Annotated in this window: 17 protein-coding genes and 2 tRNA genes; 14 read left to right on the top strand and 5 right to left on the bottom strand. The window is 34.0% G+C overall.

Annotation, left to right across the window (positions count from 1 at the left end; all coding sequences use genetic code 11):
- Position 1: 1 nt before the first annotated feature.
- The gene (gene gltB / locus JOOMADRAFT_RS11265; RefSeq protein ID WP_008613477.1) at positions 2-4,519 is read right to left on the bottom strand and encodes a glutamate synthase large subunit; all 4,518 of its coding nucleotides are present in this window, start codon (positions 4,517-4,519) and stop codon (positions 2-4) included.
- 348 nt (positions 4,520-4,867) lie between these two features.
- On the bottom strand, positions 4,868-6,010 hold the full coding sequence (locus JOOMADRAFT_RS11260) for an acyl-CoA dehydrogenase (RefSeq protein ID WP_040880065.1): 1,143 nt from the start codon (positions 6,008-6,010) through the stop codon (positions 4,868-4,870).
- A gap of 86 nt (positions 6,011-6,096) precedes the next feature.
- Between JOOMADRAFT_RS11260 and JOOMADRAFT_RS11255 the strand changes: the two genes are divergently transcribed.
- From JOOMADRAFT_RS11255 to JOOMADRAFT_RS11215, 9 genes are all read left to right on the top strand, one after another.
- Positions 6,097-7,155: an anhydro-N-acetylmuramic acid kinase gene (locus tag JOOMADRAFT_RS11255; RefSeq protein ID WP_008613474.1), complete on the top strand. Its 1,059-nt coding sequence runs from the start codon at positions 6,097-6,099 to the stop codon at positions 7,153-7,155.
- Positions 7,156-7,219: 64 nt separating this feature from the next.
- Positions 7,220-8,446 carry a Glu/Leu/Phe/Val dehydrogenase dimerization domain-containing protein gene (locus tag JOOMADRAFT_RS11250; RefSeq protein ID WP_008613473.1) on the top strand — a complete coding sequence of 409 codons (1,227 nt, stop codon included), beginning with the start codon at positions 7,220-7,222 and terminating at the stop codon, positions 8,444-8,446.
- Between the two features lie 26 nt (positions 8,447-8,472).
- On the top strand, positions 8,473-9,837 hold the full coding sequence (gene nhaD, locus JOOMADRAFT_RS11245) for a sodium:proton antiporter NhaD (RefSeq protein ID WP_008613472.1): 1,365 nt from the start codon (positions 8,473-8,475) through the stop codon (positions 9,835-9,837).
- 54 nt (positions 9,838-9,891) lie between these two features.
- Entirely contained in the window at positions 9,892-10,581 is a 690-nt protein-coding gene (locus JOOMADRAFT_RS11240) for a MotA/TolQ/ExbB proton channel family protein (RefSeq protein WP_008613471.1), read from the top strand.
- A gap of 93 nt (positions 10,582-10,674) precedes the next feature.
- Entirely contained in the window at positions 10,675-11,061 is a 387-nt protein-coding gene (locus JOOMADRAFT_RS11235; RefSeq protein ID WP_008613470.1) for an ExbD/TolR family protein, read from the top strand.
- A gap of 2 nt (positions 11,062-11,063) precedes the next feature.
- A complete protein-coding gene (locus JOOMADRAFT_RS11230) occupies positions 11,064-11,957 on the top strand; it encodes an energy transducer TonB (protein WP_008613468.1) in 894 nt (297 codons plus the stop codon).
- A 37-nt stretch (positions 11,958-11,994) separates the two neighbouring features.
- Positions 11,995-13,203 carry a bifunctional folylpolyglutamate synthase/dihydrofolate synthase gene (locus JOOMADRAFT_RS11225; protein ID WP_008613467.1) on the top strand — a complete coding sequence of 403 codons (1,209 nt, stop codon included), beginning with the start codon at positions 11,995-11,997 and terminating at the stop codon, positions 13,201-13,203.
- Positions 13,204-13,272: 69 nt separating this feature from the next.
- A tRNA-Val gene (locus tag JOOMADRAFT_RS11220) sits at positions 13,273-13,350 on the top strand.
- A gap of 65 nt (positions 13,351-13,415) precedes the next feature.
- Positions 13,416-13,493: transfer RNA gene (locus tag JOOMADRAFT_RS11215), tRNA-Val, on the top strand.
- A 146-nt stretch (positions 13,494-13,639) separates the two neighbouring features.
- On the opposite strand, the gene JOOMADRAFT_RS11210 is transcribed toward JOOMADRAFT_RS11215, so the two are convergent.
- The gene (locus JOOMADRAFT_RS11210) at positions 13,640-14,923 is read right to left on the bottom strand and encodes a chloride channel protein (RefSeq protein WP_008613465.1); all 1,284 of its coding nucleotides are present in this window, start codon (positions 14,921-14,923) and stop codon (positions 13,640-13,642) included.
- 331 nt (positions 14,924-15,254) lie between these two features.
- Here JOOMADRAFT_RS11210 and JOOMADRAFT_RS11205 point away from each other — a divergent pair, with 331 nt between their 5' ends.
- The 4 genes from JOOMADRAFT_RS11205 to JOOMADRAFT_RS11185 all read left to right on the top strand — a co-directional run bounded on the left by JOOMADRAFT_RS11205 (position 15,255) and on the right by JOOMADRAFT_RS11185 (position 21,250).
- Positions 15,255-17,888, top strand: a complete 2,634-nt coding sequence (locus JOOMADRAFT_RS11205) for an MGH1-like glycoside hydrolase domain-containing protein (RefSeq protein WP_008613464.1) — start codon at positions 15,255-15,257, stop codon at positions 17,886-17,888.
- Between the two features lie 579 nt (positions 17,889-18,467).
- Positions 18,468-19,220: a hypothetical protein gene (locus tag JOOMADRAFT_RS11195; RefSeq protein WP_008613462.1), complete on the top strand. Its 753-nt coding sequence runs from the start codon at positions 18,468-18,470 to the stop codon at positions 19,218-19,220.
- A 396-nt stretch (positions 19,221-19,616) separates the two neighbouring features.
- Positions 19,617-20,345, top strand: coding sequence for a ferritin-like domain-containing protein (locus tag JOOMADRAFT_RS11190; protein WP_008613460.1), 729 nt, complete (start codon positions 19,617-19,619; stop codon positions 20,343-20,345).
- A gap of 74 nt (positions 20,346-20,419) precedes the next feature.
- A complete protein-coding gene (locus tag JOOMADRAFT_RS11185) occupies positions 20,420-21,250 on the top strand; it encodes a ferritin-like domain-containing protein (protein ID WP_008613458.1) in 831 nt (276 codons plus the stop codon).
- A 194-nt stretch (positions 21,251-21,444) separates the two neighbouring features.
- Here JOOMADRAFT_RS11185 and JOOMADRAFT_RS11180 read toward each other — a convergent pair whose 3' ends face one another.
- Both JOOMADRAFT_RS11180 and gldJ read right to left on the bottom strand, forming a co-directional pair.
- Positions 21,445-22,725 carry a UDP-N-acetylmuramoyl-tripeptide--D-alanyl-D-alanine ligase gene (locus JOOMADRAFT_RS11180; protein ID WP_008613456.1) on the bottom strand — a complete coding sequence of 427 codons (1,281 nt, stop codon included), beginning with the start codon at positions 22,723-22,725 and terminating at the stop codon, positions 21,445-21,447.
- 70 nt (positions 22,726-22,795) lie between these two features.
- Positions 22,796-24,439 (bottom strand): gliding motility lipoprotein GldJ, encoded by a 1,644-nt coding sequence (gene gldJ, locus JOOMADRAFT_RS11175; RefSeq protein ID WP_008613451.1) that lies wholly within the window; start codon positions 24,437-24,439, stop codon positions 22,796-22,798.
- A gap of 353 nt (positions 24,440-24,792) precedes the next feature.
- On the opposite strand from gldJ, the gene porV reads away from it, so the two are divergent.
- On the top strand, positions 24,793-25,950 hold the full coding sequence (gene porV / locus JOOMADRAFT_RS11170) for a type IX secretion system outer membrane channel protein PorV (RefSeq protein ID WP_008613450.1): 1,158 nt from the start codon (positions 24,793-24,795) through the stop codon (positions 25,948-25,950).
- Positions 25,951-26,187 lie beyond the last annotated feature (237 nt).

Raw genomic sequence — 26,187 nt, 5'->3', positions numbered from 1 at the left:
TTTATGCTGTTGTTAGTTGTTCTACTTCTTTTTCTTGTTTTGCCAGCATCTCTAATGCTTTTTTGTATTCTGTTGGCATTACTTTTACAAACTTTTTGCTGTTTTTACCCCAATCTTCCATAATGCGTTTTGCATGTGGACTATCGGTGTATTTAATATGTTCGCTAATTAAGGTTTGTAATTGAATTTGGTCATTATCAGACAAATCTTCTAATTCAACCATTTCCATATTAAAGTTATTCGTATCGAGGGTGTTATCTGGATTATAAATATAAGCTACCCCACCGCTCATTCCAGCAGCGAAGTTTCTACCTATTTTTCCAAGAATAACTGCAACCCCACCTGTCATGTATTCACAACCGTGGTCTCCAATACCTTCAACAACAGCTTTGGCTCCAGAGTTTCTTACTAAGAAACGTTCTCCAGCAATACCGTTAATATATGCTTCTCCAGTAACAGCACCATACATGGCAACGTTACCAATAATTACATTTTCTTCTGGTTTAAAAGTAGCTTTTTCAGGTACTTTTACAATTAATTTGGCACCAGAAAGTCCTTTTCCAAAGTAATCATTTGTATTACCATTTACTTTTAAGGTAAGTCCTTTAGTAGCAAATGCTCCAAAACTTTGTCCGGCAGAACCTTCAAAATTTAATGTTAATGTATCTTCAGGAAGCCCTTCTTCTCCATGAATTTTAGAAATTTCATTACTTAATATAGCTCCCGTAGTACGATTGATGTTTGTTATTGGAAAATCTAAACTCATTTTTTCCTTACGGTAAACCGCTGGATGAGCTTGATTTAAAATTTCAAAATCTAAAACTTCTTCTAACTGATGGTCTTGTTTTTCTGTATTATGAAGTTTTACATGCTCTGGAACTCTAGGTTTGTATAAAATATTAGATAAGTCTATTCCTTGCGCTTTGTAATGCTCAATAGCTTTATTCATATCTAATTTCTGACTCTGTCCAACCATTTCTTCAATAGACTTGAATCCTAAGTCGGCCATTATCTGACGTAACTCTTGAGCAATAAAATACATGAAATTAATAACATGCTCAGGAGTTCCTTTAAAGTTTTTACGTAATTCAGGATCCTGAGTTGCTATTCCAACTGGACATGTATTTAAATGGCAAGCGCGCATCATAATACAACCAGATGCTACAAGTGGAGCCGTAGCAAAACCAAATTCTTCTGCACCTAATAAACAAGCAATAGCTACATCTCGACCCGTTTTTAATTGTCCGTCGCATTCCATTACTATACGTCCTCTAAGGTCGTTTAAGACTAATGTCTGCTGTGCTTCTGCAACCCCAAGTTCCCAAGGTAATCCTGCATGACGAAGCGAGGTAAGTGGCGATGCCCCCGTACCTCCATCAAATCCAGAGATAAGAACAACATCTGCTTTTGCTTTGGCAACTCCAGCAGCAATAGTTCCTACTCCTACTTCTGATACTAACTTAACGTTTACTCTAGCTTCACGATTCGCATTTTTTAAATCGAAAATTAGCTGAGCTAAATCTTCAATAGAATAAATATCGTGATGCGGAGGTGGTGATATTAACCCAACATAAGGAGTGGAATTTCTAGTTTTGGCAATAGAAGGATTTACTTTTGGACCAGGTAATTGTCCTCCTTCTCCAGGCTTAGCACCCTGAGCCATTTTAATTTGTATTTCTTTGGCGTTGGTAAGGTAGTTTATAGAAACTCCAAAACGTCCAGAAGCAACTTGCTTTATAGCACTGTTTCTCCAATTACCATTAAGGTCTTTATGGAAACGGTCTGGGTCTTCTCCACCTTCTCCAGAATTACTTTTACCTTGAATTCTATTCATGGCAATAGCTAAATTCTCATGCGCTTCTTTACTAATTGAACCAAAAGACATGGCTCCAGTTTTAAAACGCTTAACAATATCTGTCCAAGGCTCTACCTCTTCAATTGGAATTGGATTAAGTTCTTTAAACTTGAACATCCCTCTAAGTGTCATCAAACGCTCTGTTTGCTCATTAATCATCTTAGAATATTCCTTGTAGCTATCAAATTTATTTGTTCTAACAGCCTGTTGTAATTTAGCAACAGTAGTTGGGTTGAACATATGGCGTTCTCCATTTCTTCTCCAGCGGTAATCTCCTCCAATTTCTAAATCTAAATCGGCTAAAGATTCGCTGCTAGTGTATGCTTTGGAAACACGCTTTTGAATTTCTTTTTCAATTTCATAAATCCCAATTCCTTCAATACGACTAGTAGTATTGCAGAAATATTTGTTTACAAATTTTTTATTTAATCCTAAAGCTTCAAAAATTTGAGCCCCTCTATAGGAATGTAAAGTTGAGATTCCAATTTTATTCATAATCTTAACAATACCTTTTCCGATAGCTTTGTTAAAATTAAGAATTGCCTCTTCAAAAGAAATATTGATTTCTCCTTCTGCTGATAATTTTGCAATAATCTCGTTTACCATATATGGATTAATCGCGCTAGCGCCATAACCAAATAAAAGTGCAAAATGATGAGGTTCTCTAGGTTCCGCAGATTCAATAATAATTCCTACGGAAGATCTCTTTTCTTTTTTCTTTAGTCCATGGTGTACATGAGAACATGCTAAAGCTGATGGAATTGGAGCCATGTTGCTCGAAACATTTCTATCAGAAAGAATAATAATATTACATCCTTCATCAATAGCATTAGAAATCTCGTCCACCATTTCGTCTAAACGTGCTTCAAGGCCATTCAACCCTTTATTAATATCATAAAGGATTGAAATTGAAACGGCCTTAAAGTCCGGGTGGTTAATATATTTAATCTTATCCAGATCTTCATTTGAGATTACTGGATTCTGGATTTTCAGTTTTTTAGATTGCTCAGGAATGATATCGAAGATATTTTTATCACCTCCAATAGACAAGCTAATATCGGTTACAATTTCTTCACGAATCCCATCTAATGGCGGATTGGTAACCTGAGCGAAAAGTTGTTTAAAGTAATTGAAAAGTAATTGAGGTTTATCCGATAAAACAGCAAGTGGAGTATCGGTTCCCATAGATCCGATGGCTTCTTTTCCTAAAGTAGCCATTGGAGTTATTAAGGTTGTGATATCTTCATTGGTGTATCCAAATAATTTTTGACGTGTTATAAAATCCTCTTTTTCTACAGGAGTTTTATTTCCAGTGTAGGATATTTGGGAAAGTTGTAAAAGATTCTCATCTAGCCATTTTCTATAAGGTCTTTTTGAAACAATACTTTCTTTTACTTCTTCATCTCCAATAATACGTCCCTCATTCATGTCTACCAGAAACATTCTTCCTGGTTCTAAGCGGCCGTGGTGTTCTACATTTTCTGGAGCCACATCTATAACTCCAGTTTCCGAAGACATAATTACGTACCCATCTTTAGTAACAGTGTATCGAGAAGGTCTCAAACCGTTACGGTCTAAAAGAGCACCGATATAATTTCCGTCAGTAAAAGGAATTGAAGCAGGACCATCCCAAGGCTCCATAATACAAGAGTTGTATTCGTAAAAAGCCTTTTTGGAGTCGGTCATAGACTGGTGTTTTTCCCATGCTTCTGGCACCATCATCATCATTGCTTCAGGAAGTGATCTTCCTGTTTGTAATAATAATTCTAATACCATATCCATAGAAGCAGAATCCGATTTTCCTTCTAAAACAATTGGAGGGATGTCTTTAATGCTCTCTCCGAAGATTTCAGTTTTAAAAAGCTCTTCTCTAGCTTTCATTCTACTTAAGTTACCTCTAAGAGTGTTAATCTCACCATTATGGCACATTAAACGGAAAGGTTGAGCCAAATCCCAAGTAGGGAAGGTGTTTGTAGAGAAACGTTGGTGTACTAAAGCTAGTTTTGTTACTACCTCTGGTTGCATTAAATCCTTATAATAAGTACTAATGTCTTGAGGCATTAATAAACCTTTATATATAATTGTGTTGGTTGAAAGGCTTGAAAAATAAAAATAGCCAGCCTCAGAAAGATTAGAATTTAAAACAGCATGTTCTGCTATTTTTCTTCCTGCAAAAAGCTTCGCATTAAACTCTTCTTCCGTAAGATCTAAGTTGTTTTTTCCAATAAAGACCTGCTTTACCAAAGGTTCGGTTTCAGCAGCTATTTTCCCAATACAATTATGGTCTACAGGAACATCGCGCCAGCCTATAATATTTAGACCTTGTTTTTTGATGTTTTCCTCAAAAAGATTAATACATATTTGAGATTGGTTTTTAGATTTTGGTAGGAATAACATTCCTACAGCATATTCTTTGGATTCGGGAATTTCAAACTTACATGTTTGTTTAAAAAAAGCATGAGGGATCTCTATTAGGATTCCTGCACCATCTCCCGTTTTACCATCGGCACTTACAGCTCCTCTGTGTTCTAAACGAATTAAAATATCGAGGGCTTTATGAATGATGTCGTTGGTTCTTACTCCATTTAGGTTACAGATAAAACCTGCACCGCAATTGTCATGTTCAAACTCCGGAGAGTATAGTCCTTGTTGTTGTGGCTTCATAATTACGTGGTTTCCACAAATCTAATAAGAAAGATGCCGATTATTCAACGTTTTTGAGTAAAAAATGAAATTAATTCGGTGTTTAGAATTAAAGCTTGAGAAAAATCTAATATTGAGATTTTAAGGTGGGGCAAATTATCAAATCGTTAATTCAAGGCTAAAAAATTATTAATCCCTATAATTTTAAGGGTATTTTAAGGATATGTCGTAGGAATAATATATTTTTTTAATAAAAAGAGGGGGTGTTGTATTTAAAATAGGTTTTAAAATAAAGACACCCCTAAAAAAATAGGGGTGTAATTGTAATATTATCATTTCTATTATAGAAATGCGTGTTAAAAGAGAGGGTTAGTTGTTTAGAATGCTTCTTGATATGACTATTTTCTGAATCTCTGAAGTGCCTTCGTAAATTTGAGTAATCTTGGCGTCTCTCATCAGTCTTTCTACATGATATTCTTTTACAAAACCGTTTCCACCATGTATTTGTACAGCTTCGGTAGCGGTATCCATGGCAACTTGAGAGGCATATAATTTTGCCATCGCACCAGATAAGTCGTAGTCATTTCCATTGTCTTTGTCCCAAGCAGCTTTTAAAACAAGGTGTCTTGCTGCTTCAATTTGGGTATGCATATCTGCCAATTTAAAGGCAATTGCTTGATGGTTGCATATTTCTGTGCCGAAAGACTTTCTTACTTTAGAATATTCTTTTGCCAGTTCATACGCTCCAGAGGCAATTCCTAGCGCTTGAGCAGCAATTCCAATTCTTCCACCTGCTAGCGTTTTCATAGCAAACTTGAATCCGAAACCATCTTCGCCAATTCTATTTTCTTTGGGAACTTTTACATCGTTAAAAATTAAAGAATGTGTATCGCTTCCTCTAATTCCTAATTTATTTTCTTTTGGACCAATCTCAAAACCAGGCATTCCTTTTTCAATAATTAAAGCATTAATGCCTTTGTGTTTTTTTTCTGGATGAGTTTGTGCTATTACTAAATAAACAGCTGCTGAATTTCCATTGGTAATCCAGTTTTTTGTGCCATTAACAATATAATGGTCTCCTTTATCAAGAGCAGTTGTTTTTTGTGAAGTAGCGTCACTTCCTGCTTCAGGTTCCGATAAGCAAAAGGCTCCGGTAATTTCTCCGGAAGCTAGCGGTTTTAAATATTTTTTCTTTTGTTCTTCTGTTCCGAAATTTTCTAATCCCCAACAAACTAAAGAGTTATTTACGCTTACAATAACAGAAGCAGATGCATCTACTTTTGAAAGCTCTTCCATTACCATAACATAAGATACGGTATCCATTCCGCTACCTCCATATTCGGGAGAAGTCATCATTCCTAAAAAACCAAGTTCTGCCATTTTTTTGACTTGCTCTGTTGGGAATTCTTGCTTTTCGTCTCTTTCGATGACTCCAGGTAATAATTCCGTTTTAGCAAAATCCCTTGCAGCTTCTTTTATTAGTAATTGTTCTTCAGAAAGTTTGAAATCCATCCTATTTTGTGATATTTTTATAATATTCATCAAATATAATTTTAAAATGTAACATTTTCAATCATTCTTATTTATTTTTACACTTAATGAAAAAAGAAAACTACAACGTTATAGGAGTGATGTCTGGCACATCATTGGACGGAATCGATTTGGTTAATGTTTATTTTGAAAAGAAAGATGAGTGGAGTTTTTCTGTAAGAAGTTCTAAAACAGTTTCTTATGAAGAAAATTTACGCAAACGTTTAAAAAATGCTATTCATTTAAATACTTCTGATCTACAGAAATTAGACGAAGAATACACTGTTTTTTTAGCTGAAATAATTTGTGGCTTTATTAAGGAAAAACAAATAGAGACGATAGATTTTGTTGCTTCTCATGGGCATACCGTTTTTCATAAACCAGATGAAGGACAGACCTATCAAATAGGAAATTTACCTTTTATAGCAGAGAAAGTTGGCGAAAAAGTAGTATGCGATTTCCGTGTGGAGGATGTAGAACTTGGAGGGCAAGGAGCTCCCTTGGTACCAATTGGAGATAAGCTACTTTTTTCGGAATACAATTATTGCCTTAATTTAGGAGGGTTTGCAAATGTTTCCGTAGAAAAGGACGGTGTTTATAAGGCATTTGATATTTGTGCTGTGAATAATGTTTTGAATCATTACGTCTCAAAATTAGGTTTTGATTATGATGATGGCGGAAAGATTGCTGCATCAGGTAATATTAATGAGGAACTGCTTGAAGAGTTAAATAGTTTAGCTTTTTATAAAAAACCATATCCAAAGTCGTTGGGAATTGAATGGGTAGAAAGCGATGTACTCCCTTTAATTGATTCTTATAAAATTTCAGAAAAAGATATTTTAAGAACTTATATAGCGCATACAGCTTTTCAGGTGGCTCAAGTTTTGGAGCCAACAGCAAGAGTTTTGGTAACAGGAGGAGGCGCTTACAATACTTTTTTTATTGAACAATTAAAGACCTTGAGTGATGCAGAAATAATTTTACCTAATAATAATACTATAGAGTTTAAGGAAGCCATTATTTTTGGTTTATTAGGCGTCTTGAAAGTAAGGGATGAAGTGAATTGTATGAAAAGTATTACGGGAGCTTCTAAAGACCATAGTAGTGGGAAAATTTACAATCCTTAAAATATTCTAAAAGTCGAGGTCAGATTTTTTTGTTTTATATATTTGTGAATACTTTAAAAGATTAATGAAAGAATTACTTAAACAATACGAAGACAAATCTCCTGAAATTATTTTTAATTGGAAGGACTCTGAAACAGCTGCTGAAGGGTGGACCGTTATAAATTCTTTACGAGGAGGAGCCGCAGGTGGTGGAACCAGAATGAGAGTAGGTTTGGATGCTAATGAGGTGTTATCTTTAGCAAAAACTATGGAAGTTAAATTTACGGTTTCTGGACCCGCAATTGGTGGTGCTAAATCTGGAATTAACTTCGATCCAAAAGATCCTCGTAAAAAAGGGGTTTTAGAACGTTGGTATAAAGCTGTTTCTCCGTTGCTTAAAAGTTATTACGGAACTGGAGGCGATTTAAACGTAGATGAAATCCATGAGGTTATACCAATTACCGAAAATTGTGGGGTTTGGCATCCGCAAGAAGGAGTTTTTAACGGACATTTTAAGCCGTCTGAAGCCGATAAGATAAACAGGATTGGACAGCTGAGACAAGGAGTTATTAAGGTTTTAGAAAACGATAACTTCTCTCCAGATATTAAAAGAAAATACACCGTTGCAGACATGATAACCGGTTATGGGGTTGCAGAGTCTGTAAAACATTATTATGAAATATATGGAGGAACGGTAAAAGGGAAGAAAGCAATTGTTCAAGGTTTTGGAAATGTTGGTGCTGCTGCAGCCTATTATTTATCTCAAATGGGCGCTTTAATTGTTGGAATTACCGATATTAATGGCGGTGTTATAAATGAAGAAGGCTTTTCTTTTGCTGAAATAAAATCGTTTTTCTTGGAGAAAAAAGGAAATACCTTGGACGTTCCAAATATGATTCCTTTTAAAGAAATGAATGAGAAGATATGGAATATACAAGCGCAAATTTTCTTGCCTTGTGCTGCTTCTCGACTTATTAAAAAAGAACAAATTACCCAGTTAATAGAAGCAGGTTTAGAGGTTGTTTCTTGTGGAGCGAATGTTCCATTTGCTGATAAAGAAATATTTTTTGGTCCTATTATGGAATATACAGACCAAAGAATAAGCTTAATTCCAGATTTTATTTCGAACTGTGGAATGGCTAGAGTTTTTGCTTATTTTATGGAGCGACGTACCGAAATGACAGATGAAGCAATCTTTGCAGATACCTCAGATACAATTAAAAAGGCATTGCAAAATACCTTTCAACATAATAATGCTAAAATAAATATTAGCAGTACTGCTTTTGAAATCGCATTAAAACAATTAATTTAGACACAAATATTTACTAACACTATCCTATGGAGACTATAATTATTATTGTATTCGTTCTTGGTTATTTGGCAATCACCCTAGAACATAATTTAAAAATTGACAAATTGATTCCTGCTTTGGGAATGATGGCACTTTTATGGGCTATTATTGCATTAACACACATGGATGTTTTTGAAGTTAATGCAGAACTCAAAGAACTAGAAGCTTCTCATGTTGATGAGATATTGTTGCATCATTTAGGTAAAACCGCCGAAATATTAGTTTTCTTACTTGGGGCAATGACTATTGTGGAAATCATCGATTATTTTGATGGCTTTGCAACTATTAAGGGCTATATTAAAGCTAGAAGTAAGCGTAAATTGTTATGGATATTTAGTATTCTGGCTTTTGTGCTTTCAGCAATTATAGATAACCTAACAGCAACAATTGTATTAATAACAATCTTACAAAAAGTACTTAAAGATAGAGAGTTGAGACTTTGGTTTGCGGGTATTATTATTATAGCTGCAAATGCTGGGGGTGCATGGTCTCCTATTGGAGATGTTACTACTACCATGTTGTGGATTGGACACAAAGTATCTGCTGCTTTATTAATAGAGCATGTATTAATACCATCTATATTCTGTATGGTTGTACCAGTATTAATAGCATCAAGATTAAAAATATTTAAAGGAGAAATTGAAGGAGATTTTGCAGAAACAGCACCAAAATCTAAATATGGAACTATTATGTTGTATTTAGGTTTAGGAATGATTGTTTTTGTTCCTTTATTTAAAACAGTAACACATTTACCTCCTTATGTAGGAATGATGTTGTCTCTTGCTGTAGTTGCTGCTTTTGCAGAAATTTATAGTAATAAAAAATTCGCTCTTTCTGGAGTTAATGAAGATAGTGGAGATTTCCAAGGACATCATAGTCCAGTACATCATTCTTTAGCGAGAATTGAACTGCCAAGTATCTTATTTTTCTTAGGGATTTTAATGGCAGTAGCTGCTTTAGAATCACTAGGGATGTTATTCCATTTTGCAGAAAGAATGGATGCAGTAATGCCTATGTTAGGAACAGAATCTGTTGGAGAAAAAGTTTCAGATTTAGTGGTTATAATTTTAGGAGCAGGTTCTGCAGTTATTGATAATGTACCTTTGGTAGCCGCAAGTATGGGGATGTTTTCTGTAGGAATGGACGATCCAGTTTGGCACTTTATAGCGTATTCAGCCGGAACAGGAGGAAGTATGTTAATTATTGGTTCGGCAGCTGGTGTAGTTGCTATGGGAATGGAGAAAATCGATTTCTTCTGGTACCTTAAAAAAATTGGATGGTTAGCATTAATTGGATTCTTATCTGGAGCTGCAGTATTTGTACTTTTAAGAAATTTTGTACTTGACGTATAATTTTATATGCAATACACCGTTATAAACCAAACCCAATTCGATAAATAATAATATATGATATTATTTCAAGAAGCAACCCAAGAGGTGGCTGAAGAAGTTCTTTCGGAAGAAAAAACACTTTCGGTTATAGATTTAATCGTAAATGGAGGAACTGCAAGTGTAATTATTATAGCAATACTTTTTGTGTTGTTATTTGTAGCCTTATACATTTATTTTGAAAGAGTTTTTGCTATTAAAGCAGCTTCAAAAATTGATAAAAATTTCATGCTTCAAATTAGAGATCATGTCTCTAATGGAAAATTAGAAGCAGCTAAAATACTTTGTGCTCAAACAGATTCGCCAGTAGCAAGATTAACCGAAAAAGGAATCTCTAGAATAGGAAAACCTTTGGAAGATATTAATAAGGCAATTGAGAATGCAGGTACTTTAGAAGTATATAAATTAGAAAAGAACGTAAGTATTCTAGCAACAGTAGCTGGAGCGGCTCCAATGATTGGTTTCTTAGGTACTGTAATCGGAATGATTATAGCGTTTCACCAAATGGCAACTAGTGGCGGACAAGCAGAAATGGGGCAATTAGCAAGTGGTATTTATACAGCAATGACTACTACGGTAGCAGGACTTGTAGTAGGTATTATTGCTTATATTGGATACAATCATTTGGTTGTTCGTACCGATAAGGTTGTCCATAATATGGAAGCTAATGCAGTAGAATTTTTAGACCTTCTAGACGAACCAATGTAAAATTGGTAACGTTGAAACCTTATACTAAACAGATAGCCTAATACTTACTTTAGGTTATCTGTTTATCATTAAAACACTAAAATTTTATAAGAAATGAAGTTAAAAGGAAGAAACAAAGTGTCGCCAGAATTCAGTATGAGTTCTATGACTGATATTGTTTTTCTACTCTTGGTGTTCTTTATGCTTACTTCAAATTCTCCAAATGCTCTAGATTTACTATTACCTAAGGCAAAAGGAAAGTCTACAAATACACAAAACGTTTCAGTAAGTATCAATAAAAACCTTGATATTTATGTGGATAATGTAAAAGTAAAACCTGAATTCGTAGAAACAGAACTTAAGAGAAGATTAAAAGATGTAGAGCAACCTACTATTATTTTAAGAGCTGAAAAAAGTGTTCCGATAGATAATGCAGTTAATATAATGGACATAGCAAACCAAAATAGTTACAAAGTAATTTTAGCAGTTAGACCTAAATAAATATGTCTTTTTTAGATACAAAACATAAAAAGAAATCCTTTACAGTAACAACCTTGTTACTAACAATACTCTTGTTTCTTATGTTTTATATTGGGTTGTCTTATTTAGATCCGCCTATTGAAAATGGAATCTCTGTTAATTTTGGAACTACAAATTTTGGGAGTGGAAATGTACAACCAAAGGAAAAAATAAAAAGTACTCCCGTAGAAAAACCTATAGAAAAGGCAACTCCTGTTGAGGAAACTCCAAAGCCTACTGCTCCTGCAGAACCTGCGGAAGCTAAAGTTGAAGATGTAGTTACACAGAATAATGAAGAGTCTGTGGTGATTAAGAAGCAAAAAGAGGCAGAGGCAAAAAAGAAAGCTGAAGAAGAGGCTAAGAAAAAAGCACAGGCAGAAGCAGCGCGAAAAGAGCGTGAGCGAAAAGCTGAAGAAGAACGTATTAAAAAAGAACAAGAAGCTAAGAAAAAGAATCTAGATGCAATGATGGGAGGACTTAATAGTTCTGACGGAAAAGCTACTGGAGGAGAAGGAGACGACAACCGCGCAGGAGACAAAGGGCAACCAGATGGCGATCCATATGCTACAAGTTATTACGGTGGTGGCGGAACGGGTTCTGGAGGTGTAGGTTATGGTCTTAATGGGCGTAGCTTAGTTTCTGGAGATAAGTTTGTGCAAGACTGTAATGAGTCTGGAACTGTGGTTGTGAAAATAGAGGTAGACCGTTCTGGAAACGTTATTAGCGCCACTCCAGGTGTAAAAGGTACTACAAATACAGCAGCTTGTTTAAAAGAAGCTGCAAGTAAAACTGCGCGTTCTTATAAATGGAATTCTGATGCAAATGCGCCTTCAAGGCAAATAGGTTTTGTAGTGGTTAATTTCAAATTAGGAGAGTAGAAAACTACTAATTCTTTCATTTTAATAAAATACAATTATGACATACGAGCAAACCCTAAACTGGATGTTTGGTAGGTTGCCGATGTATCAAAAACAAGGGCAATCGGCTTTTAAGCCTAAACTAACAAATACTATTGCGCTTGCAAAACATCTACAGAATCCCGAGCAAAATTTTAAATCTATTCATGTAGCGGGAACCAATGGTAAAGGCTCTACAAGCCATATGTTAGCCTCTGTGTTGCAGGAAGCAGGTTATAAAGTTGGATTGTACACATCTCCTCATTTAAAAGATTTTAGAGAGCGAATTAAAATAAATGGAAAGGAGATTTCAGAAGATTTTGTGGTAAATTTTATTGAAGTCAATAAACCATTCTTTAAAGCCAATGAATTGTCATTTTTTGAAATGACTGTTGGAATGGCTTTTCAATTTTTTTCAGAAGAAAAAATAGATATTGCAATTATAGAAGTAGGTTTAGGAGGGCGTTTTGACTCAACAAATATAATTACTCCCGAGGTAGCTTTAATTACAAATATAGGTTTGGATCATACCGATATGTTGGGAGATACCTTAGAAAAAATAGCTTGGGAAAAAGCTGGAATTATTAAGTCAAATGTTCCTACGGTAATAAGTGAGTATCATCCAGAAACATATCCTGTTTTTGAAGGAGTGGCTAGTTATAATAATACAACACTTCAATTAGCTTCTGAGCTAAATCTCAATTATAAAAGTGATTTATTGGGAGATTACCAAGAGAAAAATATAAAAGCAGTAGTATTAACGTTACGGCAATTAAAAGGCTTTTCTGTTACGGAGGAGAACATTGTAAATGGCTTGAATAATACAGTTCGGAATACTGGTTTAATGGGGAGGTGGCAAAAATTAGGCGAGGAACCAACTATAATTTGTGATACTGCTCATAATAAAGAAGGACTTTCAATTGTAACAAATCAGCTTTCTAAGCAAAAATATAATCAATTACATATTGTTTTAGGGTTTGTAAAAGACAAAAAACTCACAGACATCTTACCTTTATTTCCTAAAAATGCCATGTATTATTTCTGTAAGCCAGAAATATCTCGTGGTTTGGAGGCAGAAGTTTTAAAAGAAAAAGCTTTGGAGTATGCTTTGGAGGGCGTGGTATATAGTTCAGTTTCAGCTGCTTTTGAATCGGCTAAGAAATCGGCTGGTGTGAGCGATTTTATTTATGTTGGAGGGAGTACTTTTGTTGTTGCAGAAATACTCTAATTTTTTCTTTATTTTCTTTGCTGATATTAAAAACTGTTATATATTTGCAACCGCAATCAAGCAAATGAAGGGCGATTAGCTCAGTTGGTTCAGAGCACCTGCCTTACAAGCAGGGGGTCACTGGTTCGAATCCAGTATCGCCCACCAATTTTCAGACTTCCTTGAAGGAGGTCTTTTTTTATAAAACTTTCATTTACTTGATGCCCAAATTAGGGCGATTAGCTCAGTTGGTTCAGAGCACCTGCCTTACAAGCAGGGGGTCACTGGTTCGAATCCAGTATCGCCCACCACTTACAAACAAAGCCATTCAAGAAATTGAGTGGCTTTTTTAATTATGTACAGGTCACGCTATAGGGGATCATGGGGGATCATTCGGATCATTCCCAAAAGTTGTGTTTATGCAAAAATTGTAGTTAATCTGAAAAGGAAGAACTTGCTATTTTATATCAAACAAGAATTTATTGTCTTTACGTTTATAGGTATAAACGGTATAATGGCATAAAAATTTTGCTACATATTTGGCAATAAAAACTCCAAAAAGTAATGGGATGAATAAATTGTAACCTCCGCCAACTATTGCGCACGTTAAAAACAAAGAAGTTAAGGGTGCATGAATTGCAGCGCTTAGCATAGCTCCAGCGCCTAATAAAGCAAAGTTTAAAACTATTAAATCTGTTTGGAAATATTGATTACAAAAAGTAGCAACAAAAGTACCAAGTGCGGCGCCCGTTACAATGCTTGGAGCAAAAACACCACCATCTCCCCCTGCTCCTAATGTAAGGGAAGCAGCCAAGGGTTTAAAAATAATTATACAGAATAATGAGAGTAGGAATCCAATAGGAAGTGGAGTATAATAATTTGAAGTTAGAAGCTCATTAATCCCGTGGTAGCTATCTCCATATAAAGCTGGAAAAAAAAATATCGAAATTCCTACAAGTACAGCTCCAAGATTTACCCGAATAAAATTATTGCTTATTTTAGAAAATACTTTTTTTATAAAGATTACACATTTAGTAAAATAAACAGCTGTAACACCAGCTAGCACGCTAAGTAGTATCATAAAAGGAATTGCTTTTGTATTCCATAGTGAAACATGATACTCAAAAAGTATTTCATTATCAAAAAAATGAACAAATGTCCAAGCTATTAATACAGAAATTCCACAGCTTAGGAGAACACTTTTTGTAACTTTTCTTGAAATAACTTCAATACTAAATAGAATACCTGCAATTGGACTCCCAAACAAAGTAGTTATTCCAGCAGCAACACCTGCGCATATTAACTCTGTTTTATAACTATTGGCAACAGTGTCTTTTTTATGTACAGATGCTCCAAGAGCTGCAGTTGCAACTACGGTGGAAACTTCAATACCTGTAGAACCTCCAAATATAACCGTTAAAAAGCCATTTATGTAATGAGAGGGTACTTTGTAAAACGGAAGTTCATCCTTTCTGTTGCTTAGGGTATGGAAAATTTCAGCAATACCTTTATTCTTTTTTCCTTTGAATAAATATTTTCTAGTAAAATAAATAAGCGTTATTCCTACAGAAGGAGCTATTATAAAAAGTAGGGGAAAGCTATTAAGCTTTTCAAAAATATGTTCTTCAAAAATTTCTGTAGTTTTCTTTAAAGAATAACCTAAAATAGTAGCAGTTGCTCCTACAATAATAGCGCCCGTTACTAAACCATAATAGCTTTTTTTGATAATTTCCTTCTTCATTAAAATGAATAGTTTGTGCTTTATTCTAAATTTAAAATTGCAAAATTAAGAATATTACATCAGAGAAGTATCAAATAGTAGTAAAGAATAAATAGCATGTTTTTTATTGATATTGCAAGACAGGGAATAAATGTTGTAGTATATAGATTCTATTTCAGAATTCACTTTTTAAATCGATTCTTTTTGTAAAATCATCAAAAATTATAAATACTTAGGTAAAAACACTCTAAAAAAGGTATAGTGTAGTTTATATTCAATAATTTTAGTTTCGACTAATAGCATAAAGTATTTTAAAATAATGTTTTTAGTTTCAATAGTATAAATAAAATATATGGAAATCAGAACTAAGGAGCATGAGCGTTTAGAAGAAAATTATTCGGAGAAGAAAGATTGGCTTAAATGGGGGCCTTATTTAAGTGAGCGGCAATGGGGAACAGTTCGAGAAGATTACAGCTCAAATGGAGATGCTTGGGGGTATTTTACGCACGACCACGCTCGTAGTAGAGCCTATCGTTGGGGAGAAGATGGAATTGCTGGAATTTCCGATCGTTATTGTAATATTTGTTTTGGAATAACACTTTGGAATGGAAAAGACTCTATTTTGAAAGAACGACTTTTTGGATTAACTGGTCCTGAGGGAAACCATGGAGAAGATGTGAAAGAATTGTATTACTATCTAGAAAACACCCCTTCTCATTCTTATATGAAACATCTCTATAAGTATCCGCAAGAAGAGTTTCCGTATGATAAAATTGTGGAGGAAAACCGAAAAAGAGGTTTGAATGAACGTGAATATAAAATTCTAGATACCGATGCTTTTAAAGGAGATAAGTATTTTAATGTAGAAACAGAATATGCAAAAGCAGATAATGAAGACCTTCTTATAAAAATAACAATTGAAAATGTAGCTAAAACTCAAGCCGATTTACATTTGTTGCCTACTCTTTGGATTCGAAATTATTGGAGTTTTGTTGGAATAAAAGAAAAACCATTCATCAAAAAACAAACAGCTAATGGAATGGATTATGTAGCTGTAAAGAACATTTATGTAGGGAGTTATAATTTGTATTTTGAGGAAGCTGATTTTTTGTTTTTTACTAAAAATGAAACCAATGAAGAAGCTGTATATTTAAGAAAGAATGACCATCCATATAAAAAGGATCTTTTTCATACTTCTTTAGTGAATGATAATGTTTCTTTGCCAACATCTATAGAGGAAGGAACAAAATTTGCCCCTGTATACAAATTAAATTTTCAAGGAGGGGAAACAAAAACTATAAAATTGCGTCTTTCTGCACAAGAGCACTCGCAACCTTTTGACGAGCAGTTTGAGGAAATTTTTAATCGCCGTATAGAAGAATGTAATGAGTTTTACAATGCAATAACTAATGGGAGTACTAATGAACGGAAAGCTATTCAACGGCAAGCTTACTCTGGATTGTTATGGACAAAACAATATTACAATTACGATGTTGAAACTTGGTTAGAAGGCGATTCTGATGTTTCTATACCTCCTGTGGAAAGACTTTCGGGGAGAAATAGTAATTGGAAAACATTGAGAAATCACGATATTATGTCGATGCCCGATAAATGGGAATATCCATGGTATGCTTCGTGGGATTCTGCATTTCATTGTATTTCCTTGGCTAAAATTGACCCAGAATTTGCAAAAAATCAGCTTATATTATTTACTAGAGAATGGTATATGGCTCCAAATGGACAAATTCCAGCCTACGAATGGTCTTTTAGTGATGTCAACCCACCAGTACAGGCATGGGCTGCAATGAAAGTTTATAAAATTGATAAGGAACAAAAGGGTGTAGGAGATATTAAGTTTTTAAAACGGATACTCAATAAATTAGCATTGAATTTTACATGGTGGGTAAATAGATTAGATAGTAGTAATAATAATATTTTTGAAGGAGGCTTTTTAGGACTCGATAATATAGGGGTGTTTGACAGGAGTTATGGGGTTCCTGGAAACGGAAAGTTGGAGCAGGTAGATGGCACTTCATGGATGGCACTTTATTGTTTAAGTATGTTGGAAATTAGTCTTGAGATCTCTTTACAAGACAATAGTTATGAGGATATGACTATAAAATATTTTGGACATTTTGTATTTATTGCTGAAGCTTTAAATAATATAAATATTAATTCTCAAGGAACTTGGGATGAAGAGGAAGGCTTTTTTTATGATAAATTAACACTGCCTTCTGGAGAATCTACACTGATAAAAGTCCGTTCTATTGCTGGTTTGTTGTCTATGGCTGCAGTTTTAAATATCAAAAAAGAAGTTATAGAGAAACTACCAAAATTTGAGCGTAGTATTAATTGGTTTAAACGATACCGAAAAAATACATTGAAATATCCAGTAATCCAGTCGTTTGTAGATGGTGAGGACTTATTACTGTCTTTAGTGCCTCAAGATCGATTATTAATTTTAATGAAGAGCTTTTTAGATGAAAAAGAGTTTTTAAGCGACTATGGGATACGTTCTCTTTCTAAAGCACATGAAAAGCCATACCATATTAGTATTGAAAACATTGATTATTCTATTAATTATGAATCTGGAGAATCTACGGTGCATTTATTCGGAGGGAATTCAAATTGGAGGGGACCTATCTGGATGCCTATTAATTTTCTTTTTATTCAAGCTTTAAAAGAATACCAAAGTCATAAAATGGGGTCTTTGAGTTTTGAATTTCCAACAGGAAGTGGTCAAAAGAAAGAGTTATCAGAAATTATTTTAAACCTAAGTGAGCGTCTTATTAATATGTTTGAAAAAGATAGTAATGGAAACCGACCAATAAATTCCAATCATCCAGAAAAGTATAAAGAGGCTATGTTTAAAGATCTAATTTTGTTTTATGAGTATTTTGATGGAGATAATGGTCGTGGTTTAGGCGCGTCTCATCAAACAGGATGGACAAGTTTGGTGGCAAATTTAATAGACGATATTTCTTAAATCCCCTCATTGAGGATTTTATTCCCAGAGCCTGTTCTGAGTATATTGAAAGGCTCTACGTCGAAATGGATTAAATTATTTTCCTTTAACTACCTCGTAGGCTTGCCTCGAGGTAGTTGATTCATGAGAATGAATTTTTAACAAGGGACTTCTTTTTGGTTGTTAATGAGTCTGTTGGCAATAATGAGAGAGAATTTGATTCTAAAAGAAATATTATATTTGAAATAAAATGACATACATAGACCGACATATAATCGAAACTTATTCAGAGCTTTTGATTCAGAAAAATCCGCCGAGCAAATTATAAAAGAAATTTAGGGAAGCAGAAAATTTAGGGATAAAGAATAGAATACCGATGCATGATGAGTTTGATTTACTAATAGGAATTACAGCTATAGAAAATCAGTTAATCTTAGTAACTGATAATACAAAAGATTTTAAAAACCTTAAAGGCATGAAAATGGAAAATTGGTATGTAAGGTTGTTCTTTCGCTGTTAGGAATTAATAGTAAATTCTGTCCTAATTAAAAATGACCACATGGGCTTTCTTCTGTTTTTAATTATTAGTTGCCATTAATTATGAAAAAAATCCTGCAAATAACAATCTTTCTGTTTTCAATCGGAGTTTTTGCTTGCGATTGCGACCCGCCGAAAATAACTGAAAAGTATACTCAATCTGATTTTGTTGCTAATGTGACAATTATTAAAATCTATCCAAATCAAAAGAATAAACAAAGCTATAGAGTAGATATTAAAATTAATGAGCTCTATAAAGGCGATAGATTAAAATCAATTTATGTTTATGGGAGAAGTGACAATGGAATTGGAACTTCTTGTGATATTTATATTCCAGAAAACACAAGTTTAATTGCTTATGCAAGTAAAAATAAAGAAGAACATTACGGAATAGGGATGTGTTCTGGTTTGCTTTATTTGAACAAAACAAATCAGAAACGACAAAAAAGAGAATTAGATATTCTAAAAACTTTCAAGTCGAAAAACATAAATTTTACAGACAAAATAAGTTATCGAGAAAAGGCGGGACTTCATGAAGAATTAGAACAGTTCATAGGCATTGATCTTGAAAGAAATTATGGAATTTATGAAATAACTTTTGCATCTGATTTGAGGATTAAAAACGTCATTGAAATAAGTGGATATCAAAACCCAATCGACAAAAAATTAATTGAGATAATTAAAAAAACGGAATGGACAAGTTTTGATAATGGAGTAGAAGACAAAGTTCCAGATAACAGTAAGTTGTTAATCGGAATTTATTTTTACCCAAAAGAAAAAGAAAATCCTAGTTTTTTAAGTCAGTATTATCTATGAAAAATAACTGGTGGTAGCAATAGTAACCACAATTCCGAGCGGATTCGACTACGTACGAATCCGCTCGGAATTGCTAAAGCCTGTGCTAAACCGAAAATTAACGCACATAAACCACGGACTATATTATGTTGTCACAATGAGTGTTTTACTTCCCCACAATTTTATTATAGCATTTTTTAATTCTACCAATTTTAGCCGCAGATTCTGGAATATAGATCATTCTTTTTCCTTGAGGAGCTGCGGTTAGAATAGCAGGGAATGGAAAGATATATTTGTGGTTAACGGTCTTTTTTTTGTACAGAATTAATCAAATTTAACTTTAACAAAATTTTAAGAAAACCGCTTGTCTTTTTTCTTCGTTAGTATAAGTGAAGATTAATCATAAAAACATCAATTATGAAAAAGACAACAATAAAAGTTCATCAACCAAAGAGCTTTAATAACAGAAGACAATTTTTAAAATTGGGAGGACTGGCGGTAGCTGGTACTGGATTATTAATGGCTTGTAGTAATGACGATGATCAAAATATGATGCCGCCGCCTGAAGGTGGAATATTCGATTTAGGCGAAGGAGATCTAGGGGTTTTAAATTACGCCTATGCGTTAGAGCAACTGGAAGCAGATTTCTACACTAAGGTTGTAAATTCATTTTACGCTAATATTACAGATGAAGAAAGACAAGTTTTAACAGACTTGTATTACCATGAGGTAAATCATAGAGATTTCTTTAATGCCGCAATTTCAGCAGCAGTAGAAGGGAATACAGACTTAATGTTGCCAACTTTAGAGTTTGATTATGGAGATTTGGATTTTAGTAATAGAGCTCAAGTTTTAGGTACTGCAAAAGTACTAGAGGATACTGGTGTTGCTGCGTATAATGGTGCAGGAAGATTGATTTCTAATCCAGATTATTTATTAATAGCGGGAAAAATAGTTTCTGTAGAAGCAAGACATGCTTCTGCAATAAGAACACTTATAAATCCTAACTCGGCAGACTTTGCTGGAGATGATGTAGTAACTGTAGATACAGGTTTAGATGCAGCTTTAGATCCATCAGATATTTTGGCTGCCGTATCTGCAACAGGATTCATTAAAACTGAATTTACAGCGAATAACTTACCGTAGTGAAGAACCTTTAGTTATTAGTAATAAATTATTTATTTCAGTTTAAAACTGAACTAATCCAAAAACATAAAACGATGAATATTATAAATTTTTTAGATGATTTTACTACCAGTAGTATTTTAGAAGGTAAAACATCAAGACGAGATATATTTGGAACATTAGGAACATTAGGGAAGAAAGCGGCTATGGCTGCAGTTCCTTTAGGATTGGCAGCAATGCCTAAAAAAACATATGCGCAATCTATGAATACAGATCCAGTTGGAGCGCTTCAATTAGCTTTAACTTTAGAGTATTTAGAAGATGAGTTTTACGATTTAGCCCTTCAATCGGGAGTGTTGCCATCTGGAAGACCTGAAACTGTTTATATGCAGATTTCTAAGCATGAACAAGCGCATGTTGACTTTTTAATAGCTGGTTTAGAAGGTGCTGGGGTAACTCCAGTTTCAAAGCCAACATTCGATTTTACTGTAGGTGGTACTTTCGATCCGTTCAATGATAATGGAGTTGGACAAGAAACGGCATATGCACAATTATTAGCATTGGCACAAGCTTTTGAAGATACAGGAGTGAGAGCATATAAAGGGCAGGCAGGAAATTTATTAGGTTCCCCGTTCTTAACTGCCGCTTTACAAATTCATTCTGTGGAAGCTAGACATGCTTCTGAAATTAGAAGGTTAAGAGGTTTGAAAGGTTGGATTACAGGAAATGAAAGAGGTGCAGGAATGCCAGATGCAACACAGCCCGTTTATAATGGTGAGGAAAATGTAATGCAAGGTGGTTTAGATGTAACTACTTTGGGTAGCGGTGCTGCTTTTAGCATGGATGCTTCTACCGAAGCTTATGATGAGGCATTATCTGGAGATGATGCCGTAGCAATAGCTAGTCTATTTATAGTTGAAGAATAAATTTTTTGGTTGGTTGTTGAGGTCATTTAGGGGTTTAAAACTCTAAATGACCTTTTTTTTAAATCCCTCATTGAGGGTTTTATTCCCCGACGTTCTACGTCGAAATGGATTAAATTGTTTCCTTTGAATACCTAGTAGGCTTGCCTCGAGGTAGTTGGTTAATTCAGAAAAATACAAATTGTCTATTTAAAGATTTAGGAATTTAAATACTCTAAAATTCTCTCTAAAGCCATTCCTCTGGATCCTTTTATTAAAATATTTTTTTGAGTCGGGATTTCTTTTGTAATGTAATCTTTTAATTCGTCAAAAGATTTAAATTTTAAGGCGTTGGTTGTTGTTTTATAGAAATTCTCTCCAACTAAAATAGTAGCATCAAAATCTAAGTTTTCAGCAAGCATTGCTATAGTTTGATGTTCCTTTTCTGCTTCACTTCCTAATTCAAACATGTCTCCTAGAATAAGTAGCTTGGTAGTGTCTTTTAATTGATTAAAATTGTCTAATGCAGCTTTCATGCTAGAAGGATTTGCATTGTAAGCATCTAGAATAATTTTATAATTTTTGGAATTTATTATTTGAGACCTATTGTTTGAAGGCTTGTATGCTTCAATGGCTTCTTTAATTTCTTTATTAGAAACTTCAAAATAGCTTCCCATTGTTATAGCTACAGCAATGTTTGTAGTGTTGTAAGTGCCTATCAAATTAGAATTAATAGTAATATCTTCAAATGCTAGCGTAACAAATGGATCTGCATTTTTAAGTGTAATTTGATAATCGCTTTTTGGAGTTTGACTAAAACCTATTTTAGCATCATAATGCTTTAATTTTTCAATTTGAATTTCATCTTCAGCATTAAAAAAAACTGTTTTATAGCGTCCGATTAAAAAGTCATAAAGCTCACTTTTCCCTTTAATTACACCTTCAACTCCTCCAAAACCTTCTAAATGAGCTTTTCCAAAATTTGTAATATAACCATAGTTTGGAGTAGCAATATCACACAATCTTTGGATTTCTTTTAGGTGGTTGGCGCCCATTTCTACAATTCCCATTTCAGTGGTTTTATCCATAGAGAGTAGTGTTAATGGAACTCCAATATGATTGTTTAAATTCCCTTTGGTAGCAACCGTTCTGTATTTTTTTGATAAAACAGCATTTATTAATTCTTTAGTTGTTGTTTTACCATTACTTCCAGTAAGCGCTATAATTGTAGGGTTTATATATTTTCTATGAAATTTAGCAAGCTCTTGTAGTGAAAGCAAACAATTGTTAACCGTAATAATTCTATCGGAAGTTTTGTACTTTCTGTCGTCTACAATAGCAAATTTGGCGCCTTTTTCTATAGCTTCTTCGGCAAATTCATTTCCATTAAAGTTTTCTCCTCTTAAAGCAAAAAACATGGTGTCTTTTTCAATCTTTCTAGTGTCTGTAACTGCGCCAGTAGTAGTTAGAAATAAAGTATGTAGTGATTCTGTTGTCATGGAATAAATGTATAAAAAAAAGCTCTGATAAATTCAGAGCTTTTTCCTATATTATTTATAAATTTTTTTATTAATGTCTTGGTGTTTTCTTCTCTTTAGCTTTAGATCCAACTCTAGACATTGCACAACGGAAACCAATGTAATCTGTTGCCATATATTGTGGTAAATATCTTCTTTGAGCAGGGTCTAACCAGTATGCTCTATCTTTCCAAGATCCTCCTTTATAAACTCTTACTTCGTCGTTTATTAGGGTAGTTCTTGTATTAGAGTCGTCTATTTGCTTTACAATATTTCCTAAAGAATCTCTTATGATTTTATTTTTAGGAGCATTGTACATTCTTTTAGAATCTTCTAAATCCTCTCCTTCATTAAACATATCATAATATCTAGTAGAACCTTTATCTCCATCTCTATAATTTCTATTGTCACTGGTGTCAAAGTTAGTTCTTAAATAGGTATCGTTTTGATCGATAGGAACCATTGCAATTTCCCCAGGTAAATCACGAGCAACAATTCTACCGTTGCTTAGTGTATCATATTTAATTCCATCTCTACCAACAATTTGAACTTTACCGTCTTCTCCAATAGAAGTTTTCATGTAAACGTTCCCACGGTAGTAGTTAAAGTCGTTAGCTTCATCATCAACAATAGGTCTATAAACATCGGCAACCCATTCCGCAACATTTCCTGCCATGTCATATAATCCCCAGTCGTTTGGAGGATACGATTTTACTTGAGCAGTAATATCTGCACTATCATCGGACCATCCTGCAATTCCACCATAGTCACCTTTGCCTTGTTTAAAGTTAGCAAGTTGATCTCCGCGGTTTTTTCTTTTTCCTGATCGGGTGTATTCCCCTTCCCAAGGATATTTTTTTCTACCTCTATAATTGTTGTATTCTCTTGTTCCTACAAGTGCGGCAGCTGCATACTCCCATTCTGTTTCGGTAGGAAGTCTATAAGAAGGCATAATTACCCCACTAGATCTTTTAGCAAATACATTTGTAGAATCTCTTTTTGCATTTCCTTGAAGGGAGTCTATTTGTCCGCCATAAACATTTTCAGGACTATTTAGGTAGGTTTCAGTGCTAAATGTTCCTTGAGTTTCTCCGTTAGTTACGGCATATTTACTGTTTTTAGCAAGATACCCTTCACGTTCTAAAAGTAATTCGTTAACTCGGTCGGTTCTCCATTCAGAAAATTGAACAGCCTGTACCCAATTCACTCCAACTACAGGATATTCAGCATATGCTGGATGTCTAAGATAGTTGTTGGTCATTACTTCATTATATCCAAGTCTATTTCTCCATACAAGTGTATCAGGAAGTGCTCCTTTATAAATGTTTGCATAGGCTGGATCGTCTGGTGGGTAAACGCTTTTAAGGTAATCAAGGTACTCCATGTACATCTTGTTGGTAACCTCTGTTTCGTCCATGTAAAACGACTGAACATGTTGTTGAGTAGGTGTGTTGTTCCAGTCGTGCATTACATCATCTTGAACTTTTCCTCTAGTAAAGGTTCCTCCTTCTAGAAATACGAGTCCGGGAGCAGTTTCCTGCTCTTTAAAATTTGTATTGTATTGGAAACCACCTTCTTTAGAATTGATTTGCCAACCAGTAGCTCTAGAAGTGTTTTTTGAAGAATTACTACAGCTAGTAAAACTCGCAAACGCTATTAAGCATAATACATATGGGTTAAAAAGATACTTCTTCATAGTTAAGATTTGAGTTGTCTTAAATAAGTGTGCAATATAGTAATTAAGTGTTTTAATTCAATTTTTTTCATAAAAATTGTGAGTATAATGTTGTCAAAGTTCGCTACGTTGTTGTAAAAACGATGAAATAACAATTTTATTATTTCATATAAATAGAATATTGTTGATAAGCGGGTTTTGGGGATTGTAATGTATAGATATGCGGGGAATTAATTTTTGTAGATTTTATTTTATAAAAAAGGTCAGTTTAACACAAGATTATTCTTAATAATACGTTAATTGCATATTGTAATGTGATATTTGCCTTAAATCAATAAAGATTTATATTTGTTTTAATATTCAACCTAAACTAAATGAGATTAAGTTTTTTATTTCTGAGTCTATTATTAGTGTCAGCTTATGCCTCAGCTCAAAATGAATCCAGAGTAATAACTACAGCAGTTCCTTTTCTTACAATTGCTTCAGATGCTAGATCTGGTGGAATGGGAGAGTTAGGAGTAACTACTTCGCCAGATGTGTTTTCCCAACAATGGAACCCAGCTAAATATGCTTTTGCAGAAAGAGAATATGGAGTAGGGCTTAGTTACACCCCCTATTTAAGTCAGCTTGTTAATGATATTGCCTTGTTAAATGCTTCTTTTTATAGTCGTATTAACGAGCGTAGTGCATGGGCTGCTACCATACGTTATTTTGGTTTAGGAGATATTGAATTTATTACCGAGAATGAAGCTCAAATGGGAGTTGCTCCAACAATTGTAAGACCAAATGAATTGGCATTAGATGCTTCCTATTCATTAAAACTCAGTGAAACTTTTTCTATGGCTGTAGCTGGAAGGTTTATTAGATCGGATTTAAAATATCAAGATGAAACAACCGATGGTACTTCTGCAAGTACTTTTGCAGTAGATGTAGCAGGTTATTATCGTTCTCATGAAATAGCATATAATAGTTTTAACGGGGTTTGGAAAGGAGGATTTAATATCTCTAATATCGGTCCGAAAATGAAATATGATGAAGATGATAGTAGAGAAAGTCCTTTACCAACTAATTTGAAATTTGGAGCAGGATTCGATTTTATTTTTGATCCAATGAATAAACTTTCATTAAATACTGAATTTAATAAATTATTAGTTCCAACACCGAGTGATTCTAATGGGGATGGTCAGATTGATACTCAAGACGATTATTATAACGAAAGCTTTTTCTCTGGAATGTTTACTTCTTTTGGAGATGCTCCAGATGGGTTTAGTGAAGAGTTAAAAGAGATTACTTGGGCTTTTGGAGCTGAATATGTGTATAATGAGGCTTTTGCTTTGCGTACAGGGTATTTTCATGAAAATGATGAAAAAGGCGCTAGAAAGTTTTTTACGCTAGGAGCAGGATTCACTTTTAAAGCAACAACTATAGATCTTTCTTATTTATTCTCTACTTCTAATGTAAGAAACCCATTAGAAAATACGCTTCGATTTTCTCTTACCTTTAATTTAGGAGATGAATATTATAATTATTAGATAGCGTTGTTTAGATGAATAAAACTGAAACATTCATGTCTAAATTTTTAGATACAAAGCAGAATGATTATTTTAATGTTCCATGTAATTATTAAAAAGCAATAAAAATTAATATGAAATAAAGAAGCCTTAAAATATAGTGAAAACTTCTTTTTTCATTTTAGATACTCAAACTAAAAACTAATAGTTTTCAATCAAAATATTGTATTTTGCTAATGCGTTCAGGAAAGGAATTAT

Source organism: Galbibacter orientalis DSM 19592 (assembly GCF_000260115.1).
Lineage (GTDB): Bacteria > Bacteroidota > Bacteroidia > Flavobacteriales > Flavobacteriaceae > Galbibacter > Galbibacter orientalis.
This window is presented reverse-complemented; position numbering and strand designations above follow the sequence as displayed.

Excerpts from the sequence above, each read along its gene's own strand:
- gltB (WP_008613477.1), bottom strand. The coding sequence starts at position 4,519 with ATGAAGCCACAACAACAAGGACTATACTCTCCGGAGTTTGAACATGAC.
- JOOMADRAFT_RS11260 (WP_040880065.1), bottom strand. The coding sequence starts at position 6,010 with ATGGATTTCAAACTTTCTGAAGAACAATTACTAATAAAAGAAGCTGCA.
- JOOMADRAFT_RS11255 (WP_008613474.1), top strand. The coding sequence starts at position 6,097 with ATGAAAAAAGAAAACTACAACGTTATAGGAGTGATGTCTGGCACATCA.
- JOOMADRAFT_RS11250 (WP_008613473.1), top strand. The coding sequence starts at position 7,220 with ATGAAAGAATTACTTAAACAATACGAAGACAAATCTCCTGAAATTATT.
- nhaD (WP_008613472.1), top strand. The coding sequence starts at position 8,473 with ATGGAGACTATAATTATTATTGTATTCGTTCTTGGTTATTTGGCAATC.
- JOOMADRAFT_RS11240 (WP_008613471.1), top strand. The coding sequence starts at position 9,892 with ATGATATTATTTCAAGAAGCAACCCAAGAGGTGGCTGAAGAAGTTCTT.
- JOOMADRAFT_RS11235 (WP_008613470.1), top strand. The coding sequence starts at position 10,675 with ATGAAGTTAAAAGGAAGAAACAAAGTGTCGCCAGAATTCAGTATGAGT.
- JOOMADRAFT_RS11230 (WP_008613468.1), top strand. The coding sequence starts at position 11,064 with ATGTCTTTTTTAGATACAAAACATAAAAAGAAATCCTTTACAGTAACA.
- JOOMADRAFT_RS11225 (WP_008613467.1), top strand. The coding sequence starts at position 11,995 with ATGACATACGAGCAAACCCTAAACTGGATGTTTGGTAGGTTGCCGATG.
- JOOMADRAFT_RS11210 (WP_008613465.1), bottom strand. The coding sequence starts at position 14,923 with ATGAAGAAGGAAATTATCAAAAAAAGCTATTATGGTTTAGTAACGGGC.
- JOOMADRAFT_RS11205 (WP_008613464.1), top strand. The coding sequence starts at position 15,255 with ATGGAAATCAGAACTAAGGAGCATGAGCGTTTAGAAGAAAATTATTCG.
- JOOMADRAFT_RS11195 (WP_008613462.1), top strand. The coding sequence starts at position 18,468 with ATGAAAAAAATCCTGCAAATAACAATCTTTCTGTTTTCAATCGGAGTT.
- JOOMADRAFT_RS11190 (WP_008613460.1), top strand. The coding sequence starts at position 19,617 with ATGAAAAAGACAACAATAAAAGTTCATCAACCAAAGAGCTTTAATAAC.
- JOOMADRAFT_RS11185 (WP_008613458.1), top strand. The coding sequence starts at position 20,420 with ATGAATATTATAAATTTTTTAGATGATTTTACTACCAGTAGTATTTTA.
- JOOMADRAFT_RS11180 (WP_008613456.1), bottom strand. The coding sequence starts at position 22,725 with ATGACAACAGAATCACTACATACTTTATTTCTAACTACTACTGGCGCA.
- gldJ (WP_008613451.1), bottom strand. The coding sequence starts at position 24,439 with ATGAAGAAGTATCTTTTTAACCCATATGTATTATGCTTAATAGCGTTT.
- porV (WP_008613450.1), top strand. The coding sequence starts at position 24,793 with ATGAGATTAAGTTTTTTATTTCTGAGTCTATTATTAGTGTCAGCTTAT.